The organism is Corynebacterium sp. HMSC069E04 (genome assembly GCF_001813175.1).
GTDB lineage: Bacteria > Actinomycetota > Actinomycetes > Mycobacteriales > Mycobacteriaceae > Corynebacterium > Corynebacterium aurimucosum.
Window position 1 is genome coordinate 1 of sequence record NZ_KV811655.1, and the last position, 22553, is coordinate 22553.

The window sequence follows — 22553 nt, forward strand, 5'->3', positions numbered from 1 at the left end:
ACGTGTCCACGATTTGCGGGCAACCCCAGTTCTGGGTCGGCCGCACAGCAGTCCTCGATACCTTCCGAGCTGCGCTTGACTCCCAGCCGGGTAGCCCGGGCCGCTCGCTATCATTAGCGGCGCCCGCGGTATCGGCAAGACGGTCCTGCTCAACGAGATAGAAGATATCGCCTCGAGCCGCGGGTGGATTACCCTGCGAGCCTCGGGACGCAGCTCCATGGTTGACGAGCTCGTTGACACCACCATCCCGCGCATCATGGACAAGCTGGCCCCGGCGGACAAGCACAAGGTCAACCGCGTCGGCATTGGTGGTGTGGCAACCATTGGCATCCAGCACAACACTGAGGAAGCCTACAAACCCACGTTGAACACTCGCCTGCGCGAGCTTTTAGGCATGCTCAAAGGCACTGGCGTGCTGCTGACCATCGACGAGGTACAGGACGCCGACGCGGAGGATCTCACCTCCCTCGCCGTGACATATCAAGACCTAGTGCGCGATGAGCTCGACGTCGCCATTGTCGCCGCAGGACTTCCACAGGGAGTCAACCGCCTGCTAGACCTGCCTGGTGTAACCTTCCTGCGCCGCGCGCAGAAGTTCGTTCTGGGCCCGCTCTCCCCCGCAAACGCCGAGGTGGCCTTCACCGAAACCGCCTCACAGTCCGGGCTCGAGTTCACCGATGATGCGGTTGCGGCAGCGGTGAGGCTGTCGCGCGGCTACCCCTACATGGTGCAGCTGGTGGGCTCACTGGCTTGGGGGAAGGCGCAGCGTGATGGTGGAAGCAGTATCGAGGTGAGTGACGTCGCAGCAGTGTCGGCCGAGGCTATCTCAGTGCTGGGCGCCCAGGTCCACCAGCCCGCTACCCTGAAGCTTCCGCCGGCGCAGCGTCTCTTCCTCGAAGCGATGAGCGCGGTCATGGAGGACGGTACGGCAGAAATCAAGAACATCGCCGCGCACCAGGACCGGACGGTGCGCTCACTGTCGGCCACGCGCCAGCGGCTTATCGACGCCGACCTCATCGAACCCACCGCCCATGGCCAACTCCAGTTCGTCATCCCGTATATGGAGTCTTATTTCACCGCGACGGATAGCCTGGGGCGGGTTGATTAGAGGGTGAGCTAAAGGTCACCAGCATCGCGGGTGAGGATGCCGGCGGTCTCGGTTACCGAGCGCAGTGAACGAGCGGAGGCCTTGACTGGGTAGACGTCGAAATGATCGATGAGCAGCTCGCGTGGCATGCCGATGCGGTCAAGGTGACGGGCCAGCGTGATGGCCTCCGCGCGGGCATCGGAGCCTTCGATGCCCAGACCGATGCAGTGACCCGCACTCAAGTGCTCACCCAGGCCGTCGAGGTGACGCGGGGTGTCTAGGCCGCGGAAAGTCGTGAGCAAAGTTTTGGCAGCAGGTGCTATCGACCACAGCGGCGGGGCGTGCAGGTAATCTGCGTCGAAGGACTGCAGGAGATCGAGCGCGACCTCATCCGGGACCGCCGGGATGGTATCGAAATCTGTGGTGCCGGGGACGCGGCCGGCGATGATATCGGCAAGCAGGGGCTCGTCGAGCTGGACGACGACCTCCCCGTGGAAGCGACTAGCGACGTCCTGAGCGTGGGCGTGAAGGCCGTGGCGGAGGGCGTCGGCAAGCTCGTTAAAGGCGCTGCGGTCTGTGAGGACGCGGTGGCCATCGGAAAGCTCGATACTCGCCGCAAGCGACCAGGGGCCAAGTGCTTGCACCTTGACGTGCGGCACGCTCTCGCCCCATACCTCTTGGACCTCGTCGAGGTCACGCTCCAAGCGGTCCCACGTGCGGCGGGTCAGCAGCTGCGGGCGCGCCGTCATGCGCCACGAGCGCGGGCCGCGGTCGATGGAGATAGCCTCCAGCATGCTGGCCGTGCGGCCCACCGCATCCGACCCCAGCCCACGCTCGGGCAGCTGCGGGATGGCAGGAAGTTCGGTCTCCCCCATGATGATGTCCGCGGCCTCCGCCATGGACGTGCCGGGCATGGGGCCAAGAGCGAATCCCGTCATCTCATCTCCTTCCGAATTCTTTTTCTTTTAATACCGAATCAAAGACAGTGCTGCGGCATCTATAATGCAATTCACAAACCACTAAGTCGCAGATAGTAAAGGATACTCCCGTGGCACTTGAACAGTTTTCTGGCTGGACCTTCTATTCTCCTTGCGAGATTCCGAGTGACATTCCGTCAATTCTCGCTGCCAACGAAAAGCCCATCTGCGCCTTCAAAACTGTCCGAGACGCAGCGGTCTTCACTAGCCACCGATTAATTATCCGAGATTCTCAAGGTCTCACTGGAAAGAAAGTCGAAATCTATTCGCTCCCTTATTCCTCCATTAACATGTGGTCGACGGAGAATGCCGGAAAGCTCCTAGACGTAAATGCTGAACTGGAGCTCTGGACACGGGCTGGCCACTTCAAAATCAACATCGGACCCAAAGTCGATATTCGGGCACTCGACCGACTCATCGCTGACTGCGTGCTTCGCTAAAGCTACTCAGTCCCGCAAATCGTGCCAGAGCCGAGCACAATATCACCCAGCTCATCCGGGCTCGGCAAGTAGAGCACCGCGGCCTGGCCGCGGGCTACACCGGAGAGTGGCTCGTTAAGCTCGAGCGTCATGCGGTCAGCCTCGCGGTCCACGTGGGCGCGGCAGGCAACGACGGAGCCGTGGGCACGTACCTGTACCTCGCAGTCGAAATCACCGTCCATCGCCGGGTGCAGATACTTTAGGCGATCGGCCTCAATGCGGGTCACGGCCAAGTCGGCGCGCGATCCCACGGTGACGGTACCGGTGGCCGCGTCGATATCGGTGACGTAGCGCGGGGAGCCGTCGGCAGTCGGCGTCTTGATGTCTAGGCCCTTGCGCTGGCCGATGGTGTAGTTCCACGCGCCATCGTGTTCCTTGAGCTCATTGCCCTCGGTATCCACGATCATTCCCGGACGCAGCCCGATGGAACGGCCCAGGAAGGCCTGGGTATTGCCGTCCGGGATGAAACAAATGTCATAAGAATCAGGCTTGGACGCCGTGGAGAATCCATGGCGCTTGGCCTCCTCGCGGATCTGCGGCTTCGGGGTATCGCCAATCGGGAAGAAACAGTGGTCCAGCTCCTCCTTGGTGATGACACCCAGCACATAGGACTGGTCCTTGTTCTCATCCAGGGAGCGGCGCATGTAGCCATCAGAGTCGATGGTGGCGTAGTGACCTGTGGCGACTGCATCGAAGCCCAGCGCCATGCCCTTGCGCAGCAAGGCTGCGAACTTGATCTTCTCATTACAGCGCAAGCACGGATTCGGGGTCTCACCGCGGGCATAGGAGTCCACGAAATCCCCGATGACGGCTTCCTTGAACTCCTCGGAGAAGTCCCATACATAGAAGGGAATGCCGAGTTTATCGCAGATGCGGCGGGCGTCGGCGGAATCCTCTAGGGAGCAGCATCCGCGTGCCTTCTCACGGGTCTGTTGCGCATCCTTGTGCAGGGCCAAGTGCACGCCAATGACGTCATGGCCTGCTTCCACTGCGCGTGCTGCAGCCACCGAGGAATCGACGCCGCCGGACATGGCTACCAATACTCGCATGCTCTCCCCTTCTCGTTGCTTTGTTGTCCACCAAGGCTAGTCGCGGTGTACCTCATACCCCAACACGCGAACCACGCAGCCTATTCCCTAAGCTAAGAGGCACTATGGGCAGAAAGCGCAACACCACCAACTCCATCGCGGGAACCTATGAGATATCCACTGGCGAGCTCGTCATCGAGCCGGATCCTTTCCGCGACGGCGCATTCATCCTCAACGTCAACGGCGTGCCCTCCTCACACCTCATCCCCGATGAGCCACGCACCCTGGAATTCGAGTACATGCGCTGGATCGCCGCCGCGGTAGAGAATCTCGCACCCGGCAAACGCCTACTCCACCTAGGCGGCGGTGGTTGCTCGCTACCACGCTACTTCGCTGACCTGTGGCCGGATTCCCACAACACTGTGGTCGAACTCGACGCGAAGCTTACCGAGCTCGTCCGTGAGCTGGCCGATATCCCGGCAGCACCCCGCGTGAAAATCCGTGCCGGCGAGGCACGCGCAGTCACTGAGGGCTTCCCGCCGAACCGCTTCGACGTCATCATCCGAGACGTCTTCGCCGGTGATACGACGCCGAAGCCACTGACCACCGTTGAATTTTTCCAACACACCCATGCAACGCTATGCCCCGGTGGCCTCTACGTGGCCAACTGCGGTGACCACTCCGATCTCCAGGGCGCAAAGGCGGAGCTGGCAGGGATGGCAGAAGTCTTCGCACACGTCGCGGTTATCGCCGATCCTCCCATGCTTAAAGGCCGGCGCTACGGCAACATCATCCTCATCGGCTCAGACACCGAGCTGCCAGTCGACGGCTCCCCCGAAGCCGCCGCCCTTGCTAAACCGTTACTCTCCGGTGCGGTGCCCGCACACTTCCGCGACGAGTCTTGGACCCGCCGCTTCTTTACCGGCGTGAGCCCACGCCACGACGCCCTAGACGACGCGGAGAGTTAAGGACACTCAAGCCCTAAAGAGACTTAGCGGAGGCTCTTGAGCAGGTCCGCCACCTGCTTGGAATCAAATGCCGGGATCTCCACACCCGCGGCGTGACCAGCACTGCGCGCGGCACGGCTGACATTCTCCACGTCCTGCTCGCTGACGTTGTTGGCATCAAAGTCCTGCAGGTGCTGTGCGTTATCCAAGAAGATGGCCAAGTCACCGATGCTGGCGTCGTTATTGGACATGTCCTTGAGGTCGTCGGTGCTAATAGCGCCAGTGTTGAGCAGCTTCTCCGCCTGCTTGATAAGCCCGGTCGGATCCACGTCCAAGCCCGCATCCTTCGCAGCATCCGCTACGGCAGGAACGGCTACCGCGCCCGCCGCTAGGGCCAGGATTCCGGCAATCAGCACGCCGGCGTCATCACCAAGGTCCACGCCTGGGATAACCAGGTCATTCAAGATGCCACCGAAGTCAATGTAGTTGCCTCCGGAGAAAGAGTGCAGCTGGGCTTCAGTTCCGTTGAAGAGGTTCATGTCGACATCGGTCTCAATACCGGCCACGCGACCAGAACCCGAGCGCTGCCAGAAGGCCAGCTTGTCCCAGCCACCGACGGGATCCGGTGCGGTGTCCTGGTAGGCAGCCAGCCACAGCGGGTACTCGCTGAAGCGAGTGGTGTTGCCCATCTGGCCCATCCAGAAGTACTTGTAGGTGTACAGCATCGGCGTGCGCCCGGTCAGGGACTTCACCTCCTTCATGAAGGTGTCAATCCACTCCTCAAGCTGCGCAGCACTCAGGCCCTCATCAACCTCGATGTCGAGCACCGGCGGCAGGGTCTGCGTCGGCACCAGCGCGATTTGGGAGGCAAAGCTGGCTGCCTGCTGCTTGGCATCGCCAGCCGGGCGCGCGTAGTGGTAAGCGCCGACCTTCAAGCCAGCCGCTGCAGCAGCATTGGCATCGCGTACGAAGTGGTTGTTAACAAACCCAACGCCCTCGGTGGCTTTGACAAAGGCATAGGACTGGCCGTCGGACTTCACGGCGTCCCAATCGATCCCACGCAGGGACATGTGGTTATTGCCGGAGACATCCACACCAGAAGGTGCGGTGGACGGGATAGCAACGGCGGTGGATACGGACAGTGCCACGGCCGCTACTGCGGTAACGGCGGCGGTAACAAGGCGACGTGCATGGCTCATGCGCGCCACACTACCGTTTCAACAACATCAGTCACAGATGCAACACGCGCAACATTCAACTCGTTTGTCACATTTCTTACGCAACGTGCCCTCACCGACACCACCACACCCACTTCCCAGGCAGGGGCCACTGGCTTGCGTTGTCGCGTGCTACAACTGCTAGTACTTGAGCAGTGCTTGGCGACGCCCCCACCGCTACTCTTTCGAGCTCACCCCCGACGACGTGTGGTCGCTCATTTCGCTTGACGCGTGACAAGAGGTGCTCGAGCGCAAGATCGGGTTCCCGCACTGGAACCATATGTTCGATGTCGGGTGAGGCAATAATTTCTTACGCTCTCGCTCGTCTCCACGAAGCGGGGCGCGGATCTGGAGAAAGGCGAGCCTAGAAGTACTGGTTCATGTAGTCGCGAGAACCCAGGCCGATCGCGTCAAAGCACTCTGCCATCTTGGCTTCTTCTTCAAAGTACTCGAGTTCGTCACCCTCGGCGCCCCCAGCTCGCTCTTCCTCGAGTTCCTCGAGAGCATCGGCAAGCGCGTACGGTTGCCATACGCTAAGCCCCAGTTTCTCGAAAGCATAAGACTCTGGAGCTTGATCATCGTCAAGCCGAGCCCCGTCGTTGAGCCTCTTCAACAGCTCGGCGCACTCGATCGCGTTCATGTGGGAAAGGTTATGGCCTTCCCATTCCACCGTGACACCGTCTTTTTCAGGGTTGGTTGCGAACTCAATGAACTCGACACCGTTGTCACCGATGTGAACCTGAATATTTGCTTGGGAGTAGTACAAGGGGCTTTCACTCGGGTGATTCTCCGGTTCCCCAAGGACCGCTACCACCTGCTCGGCACTGTCACCGAAACGAACGGTACCTTCGCCAAATGGTGAAGCGAACTGAGCACCTTCATACGAGGTCAACGTTATTGAGGAAGTCATCAGTATCTCCAGTAATTGCTGACTAGGCTCCGCGAGTCTGAACCAATCGTTGCGCCCAGAATAAGACGGGTTGCGTGAAAGCACAACAGGTAGTTTTCAACCAGCGTCGAATCGGAGTACGTCGCCCGAGCGTCGGGTACAACTTAGGCATGCTTATCGACGCCCCGCCGCGACCATGCCCTCCAAGCTGTAGGGCGACGGCCACGAGTCCACCGGATTCCTCCGCAAGAGATCGCGGTCGGTAGCGACGTCGGACAACGCTTTCGTACCGGATTAACCATCGACGAGGAGGAAGAAACCTGACGGCCTATTCACTCCGTGGCACAACGTCGAAGATTGCGAAATGTGCCTGTTCGCTTCGTGGTTGGTGATCGTTTTTTCCTAGGCCCAGACCTGTTGTGTCCTAGACCGAGCGTGCTCGGCGGATGATTTCAGGAAGCTCTGCCAACACGGCGTCAATGTCCTCGTCGGTGGTGAGGCGCCCCAGGCTGAAGCGCAGGCTGCCGCGGCCGTGTTTCTCGTCGATGCCCATGGCTTCTAACACGTGGGACATGCGGTTGACACCAGCGTGGCAGGCGGAGCCGGCGGAGGCTTCGATGCCGGCGGCGTCAAGAAGCATGATGAGGCTGTCGCCGTCCGTGCCTGGGAAAGACACGTGGAGGTGAGAGGCCAAGGTGGGCTCGGCGGAGTTGATGATGACGTTGTCGATGCTCGACTCGATGCCGGCCTTGAGCTTGTCGCGAAGTGCAGTCAGGCGGGTATCCTCCTGCTCCATTTCCGCGACGGATTCACACAGAGCTGCGGCGAGTGCGCTGGCGCTGGCCACGTCCACGGTACCGGGACGAATGCCGCGTTCTTGGCCGCCGCCGAAGGCGATGGGTTGGGGTGCCGGGGTGCGGCGTGCGAGCAGCAGGCCAATGCCGCGGGGCCCGCCGAACTTGTGGGCGCTGGCCGCCAATGTGGTGGCACCCAGCTCATGGAAGTTGATGGGCAGCTTGCCGGCGACCTGTACGGCATCGATGTGCACTGGGGTGTTCTGCGCGGCGGCGCGCTGGATAATGTCGTCGACCGGCTGGATGGCGCCAGTCTCGTTGTTGGCCCACATGCAGGTGGCCACCGCGGCCGGGGTATCCAGGGCGCTTAAAACGCTGACGTGGCCGGTGGAATCAACCGGGAGAAGCTCCACAGTGGCGCCGTGCTCAGCGTGGAGCTTCTCTACGGTTTCGAGCACGGCAGGGTGCTCGATGGGGGTCGAAACGATGCGTTTCGACGGTTCATCTGCTGCGCTCCCGCTGCGCGCTGCGTTCTGTGCTGCACGGAAGAGGCCCTGAATGGCGATGTTGTCCGCCTCCGTGCCGGAGGAGGTGAAGATGACCTCGATAGGTTCGCAGCCGAGCAGCTCGGCAACGGTCTCGCGGGCGTCATCCAGCACGGAGCGTGCCTTGCGCCCGGAGGCATAGGACGCGCCCGGGTTGAGGGAACTGGCTGCCTGCGTCCATGCGTCGATAGCGCACTGGCGCATGGGCTGGGTGGCTGCGTAATCGAGGTAGAGCGGCATTAGTTGCCAGCCTCCTTGCGCTTGGTCAGCTCCGCGGCGAGTGCCGGGGCGATCTCGTGGAGGTCACCCACCACGCCGAGGTCAGCGATCTGGAAGAAGGGCTCGTCCTGGTCCTGGTTGACCACGACGATGGTCTCCGAGGTCTGCATGCCGGAGGTGTGCTGGATGGCACCGGAAATGCCGAGACCGATGTAGAGCTTCGGGGAGACGGTCGCACCGGTCTGGCCAATCTGGTGGGCCGGATCGTAGAAGCCCTCGTCCACAGCGTCGCGGGTGGCACCGACGGCGGCACCGAGGGCGTCGGCAAGCGGCTCCACCACGTCGGCGAACTTATCGCCCACGCCGCGGCCGCCGGCCACGACGACCTTGGCGGAGGTCAGCTCCGGACGAGCGGTCTTCTCCGCCGGGGTGAAGGAGGTGACGGTGACATCCTTCGCGGTGGCGGCAGGCAGCTCGAAGGGCGCGGGTGCTGCGGTGACCGGCTGCGGCTCAGTGGCCACGGAGCCCGGCCGCAGGGTGTAGACCACAGAACCGGTGGCCGTAGAGGAAGTCTCGTAGGAACCGCCGAAGATAGTGTGGTGAGCGGAGCCATCGGCATTAATGCCGTCGACGTTGACCAAGGCACCCGAGCCCAAGCGCGCAGCAAGGCGGCCGGCGATCTCATTGTTAGTCGGGGTGGAGGCCAGCACGATGGGCGCCGGGTTATTGGCGGCCAAGGCATGAAGGGCGTCAACCTCCGGGGTGACGATGCGCTGCTCATAGTCCGCAGCCGTGGCTTGGACCACCTGAGCGGCACCGAAGTTGCCTAACTCTGCGTCGAAGGAGGCGGCGGTGGCGGCATCCTTGGCCACGACGACGGCGGAGACGGTGCCGAGCGCGCGGGCGGCGGTGATGAGCTCGCCGGTAACGGGGCTGAGCTGGCCTGCTTCGTGCTCAACTAGGACATAAACGTGAGACATATCTTTTCTCCTTAACCCTCGATGAGATTCTTGGCGGCCAGGAAGTCCGCGACCTTGGCGGCAGCCACGGTCGGATCAGTTTCAACGATGACCTCACCGGCGGTGCGGGCCGGGCGCTGCGCGGAGGCGGTCACAGTGGTGGTGGACGGCACGCCATCAATGCCCAGGTCCGCCACGGCGAGGGTGGTGACCTCAGCCTTCTTGGCGGCCATTAGCCCCTTGAAGTTCGGGAAGCGCGGCTTATCGGCCTTGTCAGTGAAGGACAGGATGGCTGGCAGGTTGGCGGATAGCTCCCAGTGGCCGTGGGCATCTTCGCGGGTACCGGTGGCGGTAGCACCAGCCAGGGAGGCGGCCTTGAGCTCCGTGAGCGCGGTCAGCTGGCGGTACTCCGCTAGCAAGCCGGCGATAAGCCCAGTAGAGGCATCCGAGGAGTTGTTGCCCAGGGTGATGACCTGGACCTCGCCGAACTTCTCAGCCACCTTGTTGATGGCGGCGTTGAGAACCCAGGCGGTAGCCAGGGCGTCGGCGCCGGCCAGGGCGTCGTCCGTCACGTGCACGGCGTGGTCCGCGCCCATGGCCAGCGCCTTGCGCAGAGCCTCATCGGCAGCGGCCGGGCCCATCGTAAGCGCCACGACCTCATAGCCGGCGTCGGCGTTATCGTCGCGCAAGCGCAGTGCCTGCTCGACGGAGTACTCGTTGACCTCATCGATGACGTTATCCACCGAGGTACGGTCCAACGTGTGGTCCGCCTCGAGGGTCTTGGTTGACCACGTATCCGGTACGTGCTTGACCAGAGCCACAATGACTGGCATGTGGGCACTTCCCCTTCCGTAAATTTTGAAACTATTAGGGTGCGTAATTACCTTCGGTCGATACTACTCGCGGTCCGCACAACACCGCGACTCCCTTCGTTCCAATGCGCGTGACCACGAGTGTCTTGGCAGTGGAGCCTTTGAGCTTGAGCTTCTTACGCAGCTGGTCCGGGTTCACGTCTTGCCCGCGTACCAGGATTTCCAGCGAGCCGACGTCGTGGGCCGCCATGGCCGCTTTTAGCTTCTTCATGGGGACCATCTCGATGAATTCAAATCCGGACATGCCTTGCGGAAGGCGGTCGCCGGTGAGGTAGGCAATGCGCGGGTCCAGCTGATGCAAGCCTTCCCGCGCGGCGTAGTGGCGCACCAGCCCGGCGCGCACGATGGCGCCGTCGGGGTCGATGAGGAAGCGCCCCATGGGCCCAGCCTCAGGCAGCTCGTTTTCGTCGAGGTCATCCTCGATGACGTCAGTGTGTATTCCTTCGGGCGTGGTGTTGAGGACCACTGCCCTCTTCCCCATTCCCAGGCCCGGGGTATACAGGCAGGCTTCCTTCACCCCGCCATCGAGGCTCACCACGCAAGCCAGGCCTTCCCATTCGGAATGATCAATGCCGGGGGCGCACTTGATGGCCATCTCGCCGTGGGTGGCCAGCAGATCTGCTGGCGGTGGTAGGAGTTGGTCTAGGCGCGTGATGCGATTGCCACCCTGTCGCCGCGCAGGGTCGGCGATGCAGACCTGGGCGGTCGTCGTGGTGGTTAGAGCATCGGCGCGAAAAACTGGGTGCTCAATGTTGTGGTGCGCCATGGCCACGCGTGAGGCGTCTAGGTCACTGCCCACATAAGCGCCGGGGCGATAGGCCTGGCCTTCGGTGCCGATGGAGCAGGTGAGGTCGTGGACGAAGTCCACGTTGCGTTCCTGAAGGAACTGCGCGCGATAAGCCGCCACTGCGGGTGGGGTGGCCTGTTGGGCGGAGTCGTGATCCATAAGCCACTGCCCCGGTAGCTTGCCGGAACTGCGGGCTTGGATCAGCTCGGCTACGGCGCGGCCATAATTACCGAATTGGGCCTGCAGCTTGGCGACGTCCCGCAGGTGCGCCTTCTTGGTCCCTTCCAGGTCTGCTGCGGCGGCATCGATCGTAGCGGCGTTCTCGCGTAGGAAGGCAACTTCGTCCAGGGTGTAGCTCATGCAGGTTTCTTCTGTATCGGTTGATGCCGGGCGAGGCCGACTTAAATGCGGTCGACAGGGAAAGTGGTGAAGTATTCACGGTAGCGCTCATCATCGCGCGGGTCGCCGATAATCGGACGCAGGTCGGAGAAGGAGGCATCATCTAAGACCTCTTTGACCGTGGCGTAGGAGGTCAAACGCTTGAGCTGCGCCCACGTCGGGATAGCTAGGCGCACCAACCCGGCGCGCCAGCCATCGAGGACCAGTTGTGGGTCGAACCAGCCGGCGTCGTCGGCTTCGCCTGTATCTCCATCGGGTTCTTGGCCTTCGGGTAGTACACCGATGAAGAAGAAGGTGTCGAACCAGTGGTTGTTGTCTTCCCCAGCCCAGCGGGACCAAGGCAGTAGCATGTCGGCGTCGACACGCATGCCGTTGTGCTCAAGGAACTCGGTGAAGGAAATCTCGTGGGTTTCTAACAGCTCGCGCTCACGGTGGTAGCGAGAGGCGTCGGAAACCAAGCCGTCCTCGCGGATGGCCAGCAGCGTGCCGGCCTCCTCGAAAAGCTCCCGGGCGGCCGCGAAGACAAGGGCGTGTGCCTTGTACTTGGTTACGCCCATGCGCCGTGCCATGGAGACCACCGAGCTGCCCGCCCATAGTTCGCCGGAGTCCCAAGAACGCGGTGGGAAGTCACGCGGGTCTACACCGCCGCCGGGAAAGACAACGTGGCCGGGGTAATTACGCATGGTGTGCACGCGTTCTTGGATCCACACGCGCAAGCCCTCCGCGGTATCGCGCAACAAGAGGACAGTAGCGGCCAGGCGTGCCCCGTTAAAGCCCGTGGTTTCGCCAGGGTCGATGGCGTCAAGGCTGTCGTGGATGGACTGGCTCATGCAACTTTCCGTGTCTGCAAGCTAGGAGCAGAATTCGAGAGGTATACGTCGAGAAGGCGTACTGAGGTTATGTACTAGGGGTTATGTGCTAGGGGTTAGCGGACTCGTCGGGCGAAGTACCTCTCCCCAATGCGGTCCACCTGGATGGGTTGGTGGAAAGCCTTGGAGAGGTTTTCCGACGTCAGGACAGAGTTAATGAGTCCTTTGGCCACGACCTTACCCTCATCTAGGAGCATCGCATGGGTAAATCCATAAGGGATTTCCTCGACGTGGTGGGTAATCATGACAATTGCCGGGGCATCCGCATCGAGTGCTAGGTCCCCCAAGTAGCCCACGAGGTCCTCACGGCCACCCAAGTCCATACCGGCGGAAGGCTCATCCAGGATGAGCAGCTCCGGGTTGGCCATCAGCGCGCGGGCGAGGATGACGCGCTTCTTCTCGCCTTCAGAAAGCGTGCCCCAGGTCCGCTCTGCCAGGTGCGCTGCACCCACTTGTTCCAAGATGTCATCGGCACGGGAGAAGTCCATGTCTTGGTAGTCCTCACGCCAGCGGCCGAGGACCGCATAACCGGCAGACACAACGAGATCATCCACGCGTTCTCTATCCGGGATGCGGTGTTGGACGGCGGCGGAGGAAATACCGATGGCGGCGCGCAGATCGCGCATATCCGTCTTGCCCAAGCGCTCACCCATGAGGAAAGCCACACCAGCGGACGGGAACTCTTCGGCGGCAGCCATTCGAACCAAGGAGGTCTTGCCCGCGCCGTTGGGGCCGATGATGACCCAGCGTTCATCGAGCTCCACCTGCCAGTCGATGGGCCCCACGAGCGTGCGGCCGCCGCGCCGGAGCTCGACGCCGCGGAAGTCAATCAACCAATCTTCGTCGGTTTCCATCAGTTCAGGGTCTTGCTGGCTCAATTGCTCTGGAGTGTTCACAGCCACCATTGTGGCTGAAATCCTTCTTCCCCGGTGAAACTGACACAGCTGCATTATTCTATGGGCATGACTCAACGCCTTGGTATCGACGATGTCCGCCCCTCCCTCTCCGGTAATGCCGCCTCGAAGGCTGTGGTCGGAGAGGTTATCCCTGTCACTGCGCTGGTGTGGCGCGAGGGCCACGATGCCGTCGCCGCAACGCTCTCGGTATGGAACACCGAATCCCCATCTACCTCCGCCGTTACTATGACAGTGGACCCGGAGAATCCAGACCGAGTCCACGGCGTATTTAGCCCAGCCACCACTGGGCGTTGGTTCTTCCGCATCGATGCCTGGTCGGATCCGATGTCCACCTGGCGCAACGCAGTGGTCAAGAAGATGGAGGCCGGTCAATCCACCCAAGAACTCAGCAACGACCTTCTACACGGTGCCGAGCTCTTCGAGGAAGCGGCAATCCAATGCCCGAGTGACAAGGCGGAGCTGCTCTTTCAGGCGGCGAAGGAGCTGAAGGATGAGTCGGTGGACGTCGATAAGCGCGTGCGAACCGCCCTGTCTGACCAGGTCGCAGACGTCCTCCACCACCACCCGCTGCGCCACCTACTGGTGGAAGGTGACATCCACGAGGTCCTGGTAGAGCGTCCTGAAGCTCTCTACAACTCGTGGTACGAGCTCTTCCCGCGTTCCACCGGCGGCTGGGATGACGAGGGAAACCCCGTGCACGGCACGTTTAAGACCACGGAGCAGGCACTGGAGCGCGTGGCCGCCATGGGTTTCGATACCGTCTACTTCCCGCCCATCCACCCCATTGGCAAGGTCCACCGCAAGGGCCGCAACAACTCCGTGGTGGCTGAACCCGGTGATGTGGGTTCACCCTGGGCCATTCAGGACCACTCCACCACGCACCCGGAACTGGGCACCATGGAGGACTTCAAGCAGCTGGTCAAGAAGGCCACCGACTTGGGCCTGGAGGTAGCACTGGACCTAGCCCTACAGGCCTCCCCGGATCACCCGTGGGCCAAGACCAACCCAGAGTTTTTCACGGTGTTGGCCGATGGCACCATTGCCTACGCCGAGAACCCGCCGAAGAAGTACCAGGACATCTACCCGCTCAACTTCGATAACGACCCGGATGCCATCTACGCGGAGATCTACCGCATCGTCATGATCTGGGTGGAGGCCGGTGTCCCCACCTTCCGCGTGGACAACCCGCACACCAAGCCCGCCAATTTCTGGAATTGGCTGATTTCCAAGGTGCACGTGACCCACCCAGAAGTCATCTTCCTCTCCGAGGCCTTCACCCGCGCCCCGCGCCTGTTCGGATTGGCCAAGGCTGGCTTCACGCAGTCTTATACCTACTTCACGTGGCAGACCTCCAAGCACGAGCTCACCGAGTTCGCGCAAATGCACGTGGAGCAGGCCGATATCTGCCGCCCCAACCTCTTTGTCAATACCCCGGATATCCTCCACGAATCTCTGCAGACCGGCGGGCGCGCCATGTTCGCCATCCGCGCCACTTTGGCTGCCACGCTCTCCCCGCTGTGGGGCGTGTACTCCGGCTTCGAACTCTACGAGCATCAAGCAGTCAAGCCGGGCAGCGAGGAATACCTCGATTCGGAGAAATACGAGCTGCGCCCGCGCGACTTCCGGGCCGCCGTTAAGTCTGGTGACTCCCTGGAGTCCTATATCCGCCTGCTCAACGTCATCCGCCGCGAGAACCCGGCCCTCCAGCAGCTGCGCACGCTGCGCTTCCACAACACTGATAACGAGGCCATCATTGCCTACTCCAAGGCTGATCCCACCACCGGCAACGTGGTGCTCGTGGTGGTCAACCTGGATCCGCGCAATGCACAGGAGGCCACAGTCTTCCTGGATCTTGCCGCCGTGGGCCGCCACCCGGGCGATCACTTCACGGTGCAGGACACCATCAGTGGAGCTGCCTACGAGTGGTCCGACCGTAACTTCGTGCGTCTGGAGCCGCTGCGTGACGTCGCCCACATCTTCGTCCTCCCGCCGGCCCACCATGACCTGCAGGAACGCATAGCGTGGCGCCGTGTGAACGACTACCGCCCCTAGGCTTTTAAAACCCTCACCACCCCGCGCTGATTCCGTCCCCCTTTCCGGGTAGCGCGGAGTTTCTTTTCTGCCCCGCGGGCGGGCGTTGTTCGGTAATTTGGTCAGTATGAACATCCCGGCCTCAGACCTCGAACGCCTTAACCACTGCCGCCACCACGCGCCCCATGATTTCTATGGGTGGCACGACGGTACCGTCCGCACTCGCCGCCCCGGTGCCGAAGCCGTCGAGCTCGTCACCGCAACCGACACGATTGCTATGCGCGCGGTTGGGGATGATATCTGGGAGGCCCCGCTCGCCGAAGAAGCAGACTACCGCCTGCGCATCACCTACCCGGGCCAGCCCGCTACCGAAGTAGCGGACGGCTATCACTTCCTGCCCACCCTGGGCACCCTGGATCAACACCTCATCGGTGAGGGCCGCCACGAGCGCCTGTGGGAAGTGCTCGGTGCCAACCTCAAGAGCTACACCACCGACTTGGGCACGGTCGAGGGCACGGCGTTTGCCGTGTGGGCGCCTAACGCCGAAGGCGTGGCCGTGGTCGGTGACTTCTGCGGCTGGAACCCAACCCAATACCCCATGCGTTGCCTCGGTTCCACGGGCATTTGGGAGGTCTTCATCCCTGGAGTGGGCGAAGGCGAGCGCTATAAGTTCGCGGTCCATGGCAAGAACTCCCCACGCATTGATAAAGCCGATCCCCTGGCCAAGCGCACCATCGCCCCGCCGGAGACCGCCTCCGTGGTGGCTCGCTCCAGCTTCGAGTGGAGCGATGAGGAGTGGATGAGCAAGCGGAACGCGGACCTCGACGTCCCGATGAGCGTCTATGAGCTCCACGTGGGTTCCTGGAAGGTGGGCGCCGATTACAACACCTTGCGTGAAGAGCTGATCCCCTACCTTCTGGAGCACGGCTTTACCCACGTGGAGCTGCTGCCCGTGGCCGAGCACCCCTTCGGCGGCTCCTGGGGCTACCAGGTCTCCGGCTACTACGCGCCTACCGCGCGCTGGGGCACACCGGACGAGCTGCGCGCCCTCATCAACGATCTGCACAAGGCAGGCATCGGCGTCTTCGTCGACTGGGTTCCCGCACACTTCCCCAAGGATGAGTGGGCGCTGGGCCGGTTTGATGGCCAGGCACTCTACGAGCACCCGGATCCGCGCCGCGGCGAGCAGGCCGACTGGGGAACTTATGTCTTCGACTTCGGTCGCAACGAGGTGCGCAACTTCCTCGTGGCCAATGCTCTCTACTGGGCCGAGGAGTTCCACATCGACGGCCTGCGTGTCGACGCCGTGGCATCCATGCTCTACCTCGACTACTCCCGCGAAGAGTGGCTGCCCAATATCTACGGCGGCCGCGAGAACCTCGAGGCCGTCCAGTTCCTTCAGGAGACCAACGCCACCCTGAACCGCACCCACCCGGGCGTGCTGACCATCGCCGAAGAATCCACCTCCTGGCCAGGCGTGACCGCCCCGACGCATGAGGGCGGCCTGGGCTTTAGCCTGAAGTGGAACATGGGCTGGATGAACGACACCCTGGAGTACTTCAAGCACGAGCCGATTCACCGCCGGTACCACCACGGTGAGCTCACCTTCTCCATGGTCTACGCCTACTCGGAGCGCTATGTGTTGCCGTTTAGCCACGACGAAGTAGTCCATGGCAAGGGCTCCCTGTGGGAGCGCATGCCGGGCGATGACTGGAACAAGGCCGCGGGCCTGCGTGCGCTGTATGGCTACATGTTCTCCCACCCGGGCAAGCAGCTGATGTTCATGGGCCAGGAGTTTGGCCAGACCACCGAATGGGCCGAAGGCCACTCCGTGGACTGGTCCAACTTGGAGAGCTGGGGCAACGAGTGGCACCACGGCATTAAGCGCCTGGTGCGCGACCTCAACGCGGTGTACAAGCAGCACCCGGCACTCTGGACACAGGACTTTACCCAAGACGGTTTCCAGTGGGTCAAGGCTGATGACTCGAACAACAACATGCTCGGCTACGTGCGCTACGGAAAGGATGGCTCCGCACTGCTGGCGGTGTGCAACTTCTCCGGCAGTTCGGTGCCCAACTACGACCTCTGGGTGCCACGCGATGGCGAGTGGGAACTGGTCATCAACACCGACGACGCCGTCTACCAAGGCGCTGGAAACGACCTTGCCCAGCGCGTGCGCTCCGAAGGCAACCACGTCCAGCTGCACCTGCCTGCCAACTCGGTGCAGTGGTATACCTTCCGCGGCTAGTTTCTCAAAGCACAACTGCCCGATCTGCCAAAAATCACCGCTGAGATCGAATTCCAGCCCCTAGTTTTGGCAACTCGGGCAGTTTTAGTTTTCAGTCCTGCGCGTGACCATCAAGGAAAGCTCGTACGCGAGCATCAATGTCATCGCGCAGCGCATCCATTCGCTCCGCGCCTTCTAGGCCGCGCACGGACGGGTCCTCAATCTCCCAACGCTCAGCCACTCCGTCATAGTCGGCATCACCGACGACGATGACGTGGTCCACTGAAGACGCAAGGTCGCGGTCAATCAACGTCGGCGTACCTGCCATGTCGGCGCCGACCTTTGCAAGGGAGGCCTGCGCCTCAGCATTAACGCCCTGCTCACGATGCTGTTCAGTGGTCTTTACTCCTGCGGAGTGAATCTCCCAGTCGGGCGCATGCTTCCTGGCTAAGGCAGCCGCCATCTGGGACTTACCGCGGTTGGTATTGCAAAGAAAAAGTACGGAGGTCATACCTCCGTACTGTAGTCCAGTTGCGGAGCATCAGCGGTGTGCCCACAGCGAGATTGCAACTGCCCGATCTGCCAAAAATAGGGGCTGGGCCTTCGATCTCAGCGGGGATCTTTGGCAACTCGGGCAGTTTTGTTATAGCAGGTGCGCAATCTCCCGCAGTAACTCAACGATGGAAACGACTAGTTCTTCTTCACCGCGTAGTACACCGGCAGGGACTTCCAGTTGAAGGTCACGTCCTGGACGTTCTCGGACCAGCCGCCGACCACGTTCGGGTAGAACAGCGGGATCGAAGGAAGGTCACGCAGCAGAAGCTCTTGCGCCTGGTTGTAGAGCTTCGCGGCTTCCTCCTCATTCGCGGCGCCGTTGGCCTTGACGATGAGCTCATCAAACTCCGGGTTGGAGTACTTCGAGTCATTGGAGGCCACGCCCGTGGTGAAGTTTGGCCCCAGGAAGTTGCCCATGGAGGGGTAGTCGGCAAACCACGCCGTGCGGTAGGCACCGTCCATTCGCTCGGTGCGGTAAGCGTCACGGAAGGACTTGAAGTCCGGATAAGGGTTGCCCACGGCCTGGATTCCGAGAGTATTGCTGATGTTGTTGGCTACGGCATCGGCCCAATCTTTGTTGTCGCCATCGGTGTTGTAGTTAATGGGGAACGAGCCTTCAAAAGCACCGTACTTCTTCTCGGCCTCCGCCCACAGCTTCTTCGCCTCCTCCGGGTTGTAATCCAAGTTCTCCGATCCGGGCAGGCTGTCGTTGTAGCCATTGAGCACTGGTGACGTGAACTCGCGGGCCGGTGTGCGGGTGCCGTGGAAGATGGTCTCCGCGATTTCCTCACGGTTGATGGCCATCGAGATTGCTTTGCGGCGCAGCGCGCCTTCTTCCCCACTAAAGTGCGGGGTCTCCATGTGGATGGACATCTCCAGGTAAGTAGCAGCCGGCTTGGTTTCCTGGCGACCGGCCAGGTCCTGCTCATAGCTTCCGAAGGCAGAGGACGGAATGGCTTCGAGGACATCGAGGTTATTCGCCAACAGGTCCATGTACGCGGCGTTGGAGTCAGCGTAGAAGGCGAACTCAATGCCGTCGTTTTGTGCAGCACGGTCGCCCTTGTATTCCGGGTTGGGCTCGATGATCAGGTTCTGGTTGTGGTTCCATTCTTTGATCTTGTACGGGCCATTCGATACCGGGGTCTCGCCGAAAGACTTCGGGTCCTCAAGTGCGGCTGCAGGAACCGGGAAGTAAGCGTTGTAGCCTAAGCGGCTCGGAAAGTCGCTTTCCGGTTGGGTGAGTTCGATGGTGAAGGTGCGCTCATCAATAACTTTGAGGCCCTCCATCTCCTTGACGCCTTCCCCGTATCCCTTGATGGAGGAGAAAAAGCTCTCGTTGAGCTGCTCATTGGCCACCGCGTAGTTCCACGTATCGACAAAGGTATCTGCAGTTACGGCAGAACCATCGGAGAACTTCAGGTCCGGCTTGAGCGTGACCTTGTAGGTCTTCTCCTCTTCCTTGTCGATGGACTCCGCCATCTCGTTGTGCACGTTGCCCTCGGCGTCGTAGTACACCAACCCGGAATACAGCATGTCGACGATGCGTCCGCCGCCGTTCTCATTCGTCATCGCGGGGATGAGCCCCTGCTGCGGCTCAGTGCCGAGAACGCGAACATAGTTGGAGCCACCAGCGCTATCGGAGCTATCGCTTCCGCAGGCGGCGAGGGTAAAAGCAAGAGAGGCGGCGCCGACGACGCCGAGGAGCTTGCGCATGAGAGTCCTCCTGAAAGAGTCAACCAATTATTGTGTTACATAACACTAGAAGGAATTTAACATGAGGTGCTTCACATAATTGCTTGAACGCAAAAAGAACCTCAGGAGAGGACTCATCTGAGCCATCCTGAGGGTTCAGACCGCGATCGTCCGGAAAGGCCGCTCTAAGGCCCAGCACAAGCTGGGCCCTATTACGACGCCCTCCTTAGTACAACGCGCTGGCCAGCTTCGTGCGCGCGGCCAGCACGCGCGGATCGCCGGAATCAAAGAGCCCAAAGAGCTCCAGCAGACGGGCCTTGAGCTGCTCCTTCTCATCCCCGGCGGTGCGCTTCATTGTTTCGATGAGGCGCTCGAAGGCGCGATCGGGAGCACCGGCAACCACCTCGGCGTCGGCGGCATCGAGCTGCTTGGACACGTCCTCCGGGGTAGCATCCGCCGCAGCGATGGGATCCTCGCTGCGGTTAGCCGGGTCCAGTCGCTTGAGTAATAGCGTGGTGTCGCGGGCCTGCTTAATCTCCACGTTGTCTGGCTCGGCAGCCAGGATCTCCTCGTAGGTAGCAATAGCGGAATCGAAATCGCCGCGGTTGAGTGCGTCCTCAGCCAGGCTCAGGCGCGGATCCGCTGCTTCTTCCTCGGGGTTCTCCCCCGCCATATCTTGGTCAGGCAAGCCCTTGAGCTGGGGGCCGAGCTTGTCGACGATCGCCGCAACCCACTGCTCCAGGTTCTCTCGCGGCTGCCCGCCTTCGAAGTTGGTGACGGGCTGGCCGGCGGCGATGGCGACGGTGGTAGGCAGATTCTGCACGCCGAAGACCTGCGCTACCTGGGGTACGACATCGGCATTGATATAGCCCACGATGAACTTCAGCCCACCGGCGGCCGCCATCTCCTCGAAGTCCTTCTTGAGCTGCTCGGAGGCAGGCGAGCGCGGAGAGCCGATCAAGGCGATAACGGGTACCTCGGCAGAGCGGCGCACCAGGTCATTCTCAAAGTTCTGCTCGGTGACCTCGAAGAAGGGCTGCACACCTGCCGAGGCACCAGTAGTGCCCTGTTCCTGTGCTTTCGCCTTGGCCTCCGCCTGCTGCTTGATGGCGCCCAGGTCGAGGGCTCCTCCTACGTACGGTCCAGTCACTTGTTCTCCTCCAGGTAACGGTTAACGGAATCTACTTTTTGGGTTATCTGCCCGCTCACGCCTTCGCGGATATCGGCCTTAATCACCAGGCTCGTGCGCGGCGACACGGCGCGTACGGCATCGGTGGCCTCCTTGATGACCGCGAAGACCTCGTCCCACTCACCTTCGATGATGGTGAACATGGAGTTGGTCTCATTAGGCAGGCCGGAGGCCCGGACAACACGCACGGCTTCAGCCACGGCCTCGGACATTTCAGCGTTTTCATCACCCACAACAGTGGGGGCTACGGAAAAGGCAACAATCATGCCCGCCATCCTACCGCCGGTCCCAGCAGTGCCGGTGCCAGTGGCGGCGGTCCTCACCGCGCCCACCGGTATCCCGTGGCCACGCCACGATATGCGCCACCCCGGGAGGGATGTTCTGATTGCACCCCGGGCACACGTAATACTTCTGCGCGGCGGCACTGCCAACGTGCCTCATGACGAAAGGCTCTCCATTAGTCCACCGCGGCCCGGGTACAGTCTGCGATCCGAGGAAAGCACTTCCATCGCGGGGCAATGAACGCGGCTCTTCGCGGATTCTACGATTGCGGCGTGGCACTAGAACAACCGCAGCTCGTTGGATTCGATGCCGCGCAGCTCCTGGTAATCCAGGACGACGCAACGGATGCCGCGGTCCTCCGCCAAGGTCCGTGCTTGGGGCTTGATTTCCTGCGCGGCGAAGACGCCATGCACGGGTGCTAGCAGGTCATCGCGATTCAGCAACTCGAGGTAGCGCGAAAGCTGCTCGACTCCATCAATGCCCCCGCGGCGCTTGACCTCAACGGCGACAAACTCGTTCTTGGCATTCTTGGCCATGATGTCCACCGGCCCGATAGCCGTGGGGTACTCGCGACGCACTAGCGAGTACTTCTCTCCCAACGTTTCAATATGCTCGGCCAAGAGCTCCTGCAGGTGCGCTTCCACGCCATCCTTGACTAGGCCGGGATCTTCCCCCAGCTCCATAGTGATGTCCTGGTGGATCTCAGCAATGGTGATGCGTAGCTGCTCACCCTTCGGGTTCTCCACCAGCCACAGCTTTTCTCCTGTGTCTTCGCCATCGATATCCTCAATCGCCGACTCTTCAAAGGTGCATGGTGGTGTCATCCAGTTCAAAGGCTTGTAGGCGCGGTCATCCGCATGGATGGACACCGAACCATCGGCCTTGATAAGGATGAGCCGATCCGCCATCGGAAGGTGGGCGTCGAGGCGGCCGACGTAGTCTACGGAGCATTGGGCGATGACAAGACGCATGTCCTCTACCCTATCGTTGAGCGCTACTTCTTAGGTAAACGGGTAGCTCGCTGGCGCATCTGGTGGTAGTCCAACTTTTCTTGGCGCTTCGAAGGGGCTGATTCGACCCACGCATTCAGGGCCATGATGCCCTGCGCATCCGAGGCAATCTCATAGTCCCTACCATTGATGCGAAGCTGGATGATTTGGTGATCCGAGGGCATAAAAGAAGCCTCGTCACCATCCATCGGGCGAGTCTTGCCCAATTCGATGTCGAGGCGATTGAAGCGCTTGTTGGCGCGCGGCATGACGGAGCGGAGCTTGAAGTAGTCCATATACCCGCCGTCATAGCGCACGAGACCATGACGCCAAGAATGAGAGTCCTTCGACGGTAATTGGCGCAAAAGGATGCTCGTGCCGCGGGAGCGCACGGTGAAAAAACGCACCGCCGCTAGGATGAGGAAAACCAGAACGACCAGTGCACACAGGCCTAAAAGAATTGTTAGCCCCTGAAGCACCTGAGAATTCATGGAATGATGTCCTTCACAGCGAGTACGAAACGATGGATTGATTGTACCGCCGTTGACGGAAGCAACGCTAGTCCTTACCCAAGAACACGAAAGAACCCCACCCCCTCTTATC

Annotated in this window: 22 protein-coding genes; 5 read left to right on the plus strand and 17 right to left on the minus strand. The window is 61.3% G+C overall.

The window, feature by feature from the left end:
- The first annotated feature begins 157 nt into the window (after positions 1 to 157).
- Positions 158 to 1108, plus strand: coding sequence for an ATP-binding protein (locus tag HMPREF2896_RS04100; RefSeq protein ID WP_246823993.1), 951 nt, complete (start codon positions 158 to 160; stop codon positions 1106 to 1108).
- Positions 1109 to 1116: 8 nt separating this feature from the next.
- On the opposite strand, the gene HMPREF2896_RS04105 is transcribed toward HMPREF2896_RS04100, so the two are convergent.
- On the minus strand, positions 1117 to 2025 hold the full coding sequence (locus tag HMPREF2896_RS04105) for a uroporphyrinogen decarboxylase/cobalamine-independent methonine synthase family protein (RefSeq protein ID WP_070447726.1): 909 nt from the start codon (positions 2023 to 2025) through the stop codon (positions 1117 to 1119).
- Between the two features lie 110 nt (positions 2026 to 2135).
- On the opposite strand from HMPREF2896_RS04105, the gene HMPREF2896_RS04110 reads away from it, so the two are divergent.
- Complete coding sequence (locus HMPREF2896_RS04110) at positions 2136 to 2504, plus strand: PH domain-containing protein (RefSeq protein WP_046649328.1); 369 nt, start codon at positions 2136 to 2138, stop codon at positions 2502 to 2504.
- A 2-nt stretch (positions 2505 to 2506) separates the two neighbouring features.
- Here HMPREF2896_RS04110 and mnmA read toward each other — a convergent pair whose 3' ends face one another.
- The gene (mnmA, locus tag HMPREF2896_RS04115; protein ID WP_070447724.1) at positions 2507 to 3592 is read right to left on the minus strand and encodes a tRNA 2-thiouridine(34) synthase MnmA; all 1086 of its coding nucleotides are present in this window, start codon (positions 3590 to 3592) and stop codon (positions 2507 to 2509) included.
- A 104-nt stretch (positions 3593 to 3696) separates the two neighbouring features.
- On the opposite strand from mnmA, the gene HMPREF2896_RS04120 reads away from it, so the two are divergent.
- On the plus strand, positions 3697 to 4539 hold the full coding sequence (locus tag HMPREF2896_RS04120) for a spermidine synthase (protein WP_070717947.1): 843 nt from the start codon (positions 3697 to 3699) through the stop codon (positions 4537 to 4539).
- Positions 4540 to 4562: 23 nt separating this feature from the next.
- On the opposite strand, the gene HMPREF2896_RS04125 is transcribed toward HMPREF2896_RS04120, so the two are convergent.
- From HMPREF2896_RS04125 to HMPREF2896_RS04160, 8 genes are all read right to left on the minus strand, one after another.
- Positions 4563 to 5717: a glycoside hydrolase family 25 protein gene (locus HMPREF2896_RS04125; protein WP_070717950.1), complete on the minus strand. Its 1155-nt coding sequence runs from the start codon at positions 5715 to 5717 to the stop codon at positions 4563 to 4565.
- A gap of 382 nt (positions 5718 to 6099) precedes the next feature.
- Positions 6100 to 6645: a hypothetical protein gene (locus HMPREF2896_RS04130; protein ID WP_070717953.1), complete on the minus strand. Its 546-nt coding sequence runs from the start codon at positions 6643 to 6645 to the stop codon at positions 6100 to 6102.
- Positions 6646 to 7048: 403 nt separating this feature from the next.
- Positions 7049 to 8203: a cysteine desulfurase family protein gene (locus HMPREF2896_RS04135; RefSeq protein WP_070717956.1), complete on the minus strand. Its 1155-nt coding sequence runs from the start codon at positions 8201 to 8203 to the stop codon at positions 7049 to 7051.
- Positions 8203 to 9162 (minus strand): electron transfer flavoprotein subunit alpha/FixB family protein, encoded by a 960-nt coding sequence (locus tag HMPREF2896_RS04140; RefSeq protein ID WP_070717957.1) that lies wholly within the window; start codon positions 9160 to 9162, stop codon positions 8203 to 8205. Before HMPREF2896_RS04140 ends, HMPREF2896_RS04135 begins: the two co-directional genes overlap by 1 nt.
- Before the next feature lie 11 nt (positions 9163 to 9173).
- Positions 9174 to 9974 (minus strand): electron transfer flavoprotein subunit beta/FixA family protein, encoded by an 801-nt coding sequence (locus HMPREF2896_RS04145; protein WP_070717960.1) that lies wholly within the window; start codon positions 9972 to 9974, stop codon positions 9174 to 9176.
- A gap of 34 nt (positions 9975 to 10008) precedes the next feature.
- Positions 10009 to 11160, minus strand: coding sequence for a THUMP-like domain-containing protein (locus HMPREF2896_RS04150; protein WP_070447705.1), 1152 nt, complete (start codon positions 11158 to 11160; stop codon positions 10009 to 10011).
- 41 nt (positions 11161 to 11201) lie between these two features.
- A complete protein-coding gene (locus HMPREF2896_RS04155) occupies positions 11202 to 12029 on the minus strand; it encodes an NUDIX hydrolase (protein ID WP_070447702.1) in 828 nt (275 codons plus the stop codon).
- A 95-nt stretch (positions 12030 to 12124) separates the two neighbouring features.
- Positions 12125 to 12973: an ABC transporter ATP-binding protein gene (locus tag HMPREF2896_RS04160; RefSeq protein ID WP_070447698.1), complete on the minus strand. Its 849-nt coding sequence runs from the start codon at positions 12971 to 12973 to the stop codon at positions 12125 to 12127.
- A 57-nt stretch (positions 12974 to 13030) separates the two neighbouring features.
- Between HMPREF2896_RS04160 and HMPREF2896_RS04165 the strand changes: the two genes are divergently transcribed.
- Complete coding sequence (locus HMPREF2896_RS04165; protein WP_070718023.1) at positions 13031 to 15037, plus strand: maltotransferase domain-containing protein; 2007 nt, start codon at positions 13031 to 13033, stop codon at positions 15035 to 15037.
- Between the two features lie 106 nt (positions 15038 to 15143).
- A complete protein-coding gene (glgB, locus tag HMPREF2896_RS04170) occupies positions 15144 to 17264 on the plus strand; it encodes a 1,4-alpha-glucan branching protein GlgB (RefSeq protein ID WP_070717964.1) in 2121 nt (706 codons plus the stop codon).
- A gap of 91 nt (positions 17265 to 17355) precedes the next feature.
- Here the strand turns inward: glgB and HMPREF2896_RS04175 are convergent, their stop codons facing one another.
- The 7 genes from HMPREF2896_RS04175 to HMPREF2896_RS04200 form a co-directional block, all read right to left on the minus strand.
- Positions 17356 to 17754, minus strand: a complete 399-nt coding sequence (locus HMPREF2896_RS04175) for an arsenate-mycothiol transferase ArsC (protein ID WP_070717969.1) — start codon at positions 17752 to 17754, stop codon at positions 17356 to 17358.
- Between the two features lie 179 nt (positions 17755 to 17933).
- A complete protein-coding gene (locus HMPREF2896_RS04180) occupies positions 17934 to 19511 on the minus strand; it encodes a peptide ABC transporter substrate-binding protein (RefSeq protein ID WP_070717971.1) in 1578 nt (525 codons plus the stop codon).
- Between the two features lie 205 nt (positions 19512 to 19716).
- Positions 19717 to 20640 carry a tetratricopeptide repeat protein gene (locus HMPREF2896_RS04185; RefSeq protein WP_070717975.1) on the minus strand — a complete coding sequence of 308 codons (924 nt, stop codon included), beginning with the start codon at positions 20638 to 20640 and terminating at the stop codon, positions 19717 to 19719.
- Entirely contained in the window at positions 20637 to 20945 is a 309-nt protein-coding gene (locus tag HMPREF2896_RS04190; RefSeq protein WP_070717978.1) for a thiamine-binding protein, read from the minus strand. Before HMPREF2896_RS04190 ends, HMPREF2896_RS04185 begins: the two co-directional genes overlap by 4 nt.
- Before the next feature lie 10 nt (positions 20946 to 20955).
- Entirely contained in the window at positions 20956 to 21240 is a 285-nt protein-coding gene (locus HMPREF2896_RS13040) for a hypothetical protein (protein ID WP_083276401.1), read from the minus strand.
- A complete protein-coding gene (gene nucS / locus HMPREF2896_RS04195) occupies positions 21240 to 21932 on the minus strand; it encodes an endonuclease NucS (protein ID WP_070443823.1) in 693 nt (230 codons plus the stop codon). The genes HMPREF2896_RS13040 and nucS overlap by 1 nt, the downstream gene beginning before the upstream one ends.
- Before the next feature lie 23 nt (positions 21933 to 21955).
- Complete coding sequence (locus HMPREF2896_RS04200; protein ID WP_070443821.1) at positions 21956 to 22441, minus strand: DUF2550 domain-containing protein; 486 nt, start codon at positions 22439 to 22441, stop codon at positions 21956 to 21958.
- Positions 22442 to 22553 lie beyond the last annotated feature (112 nt).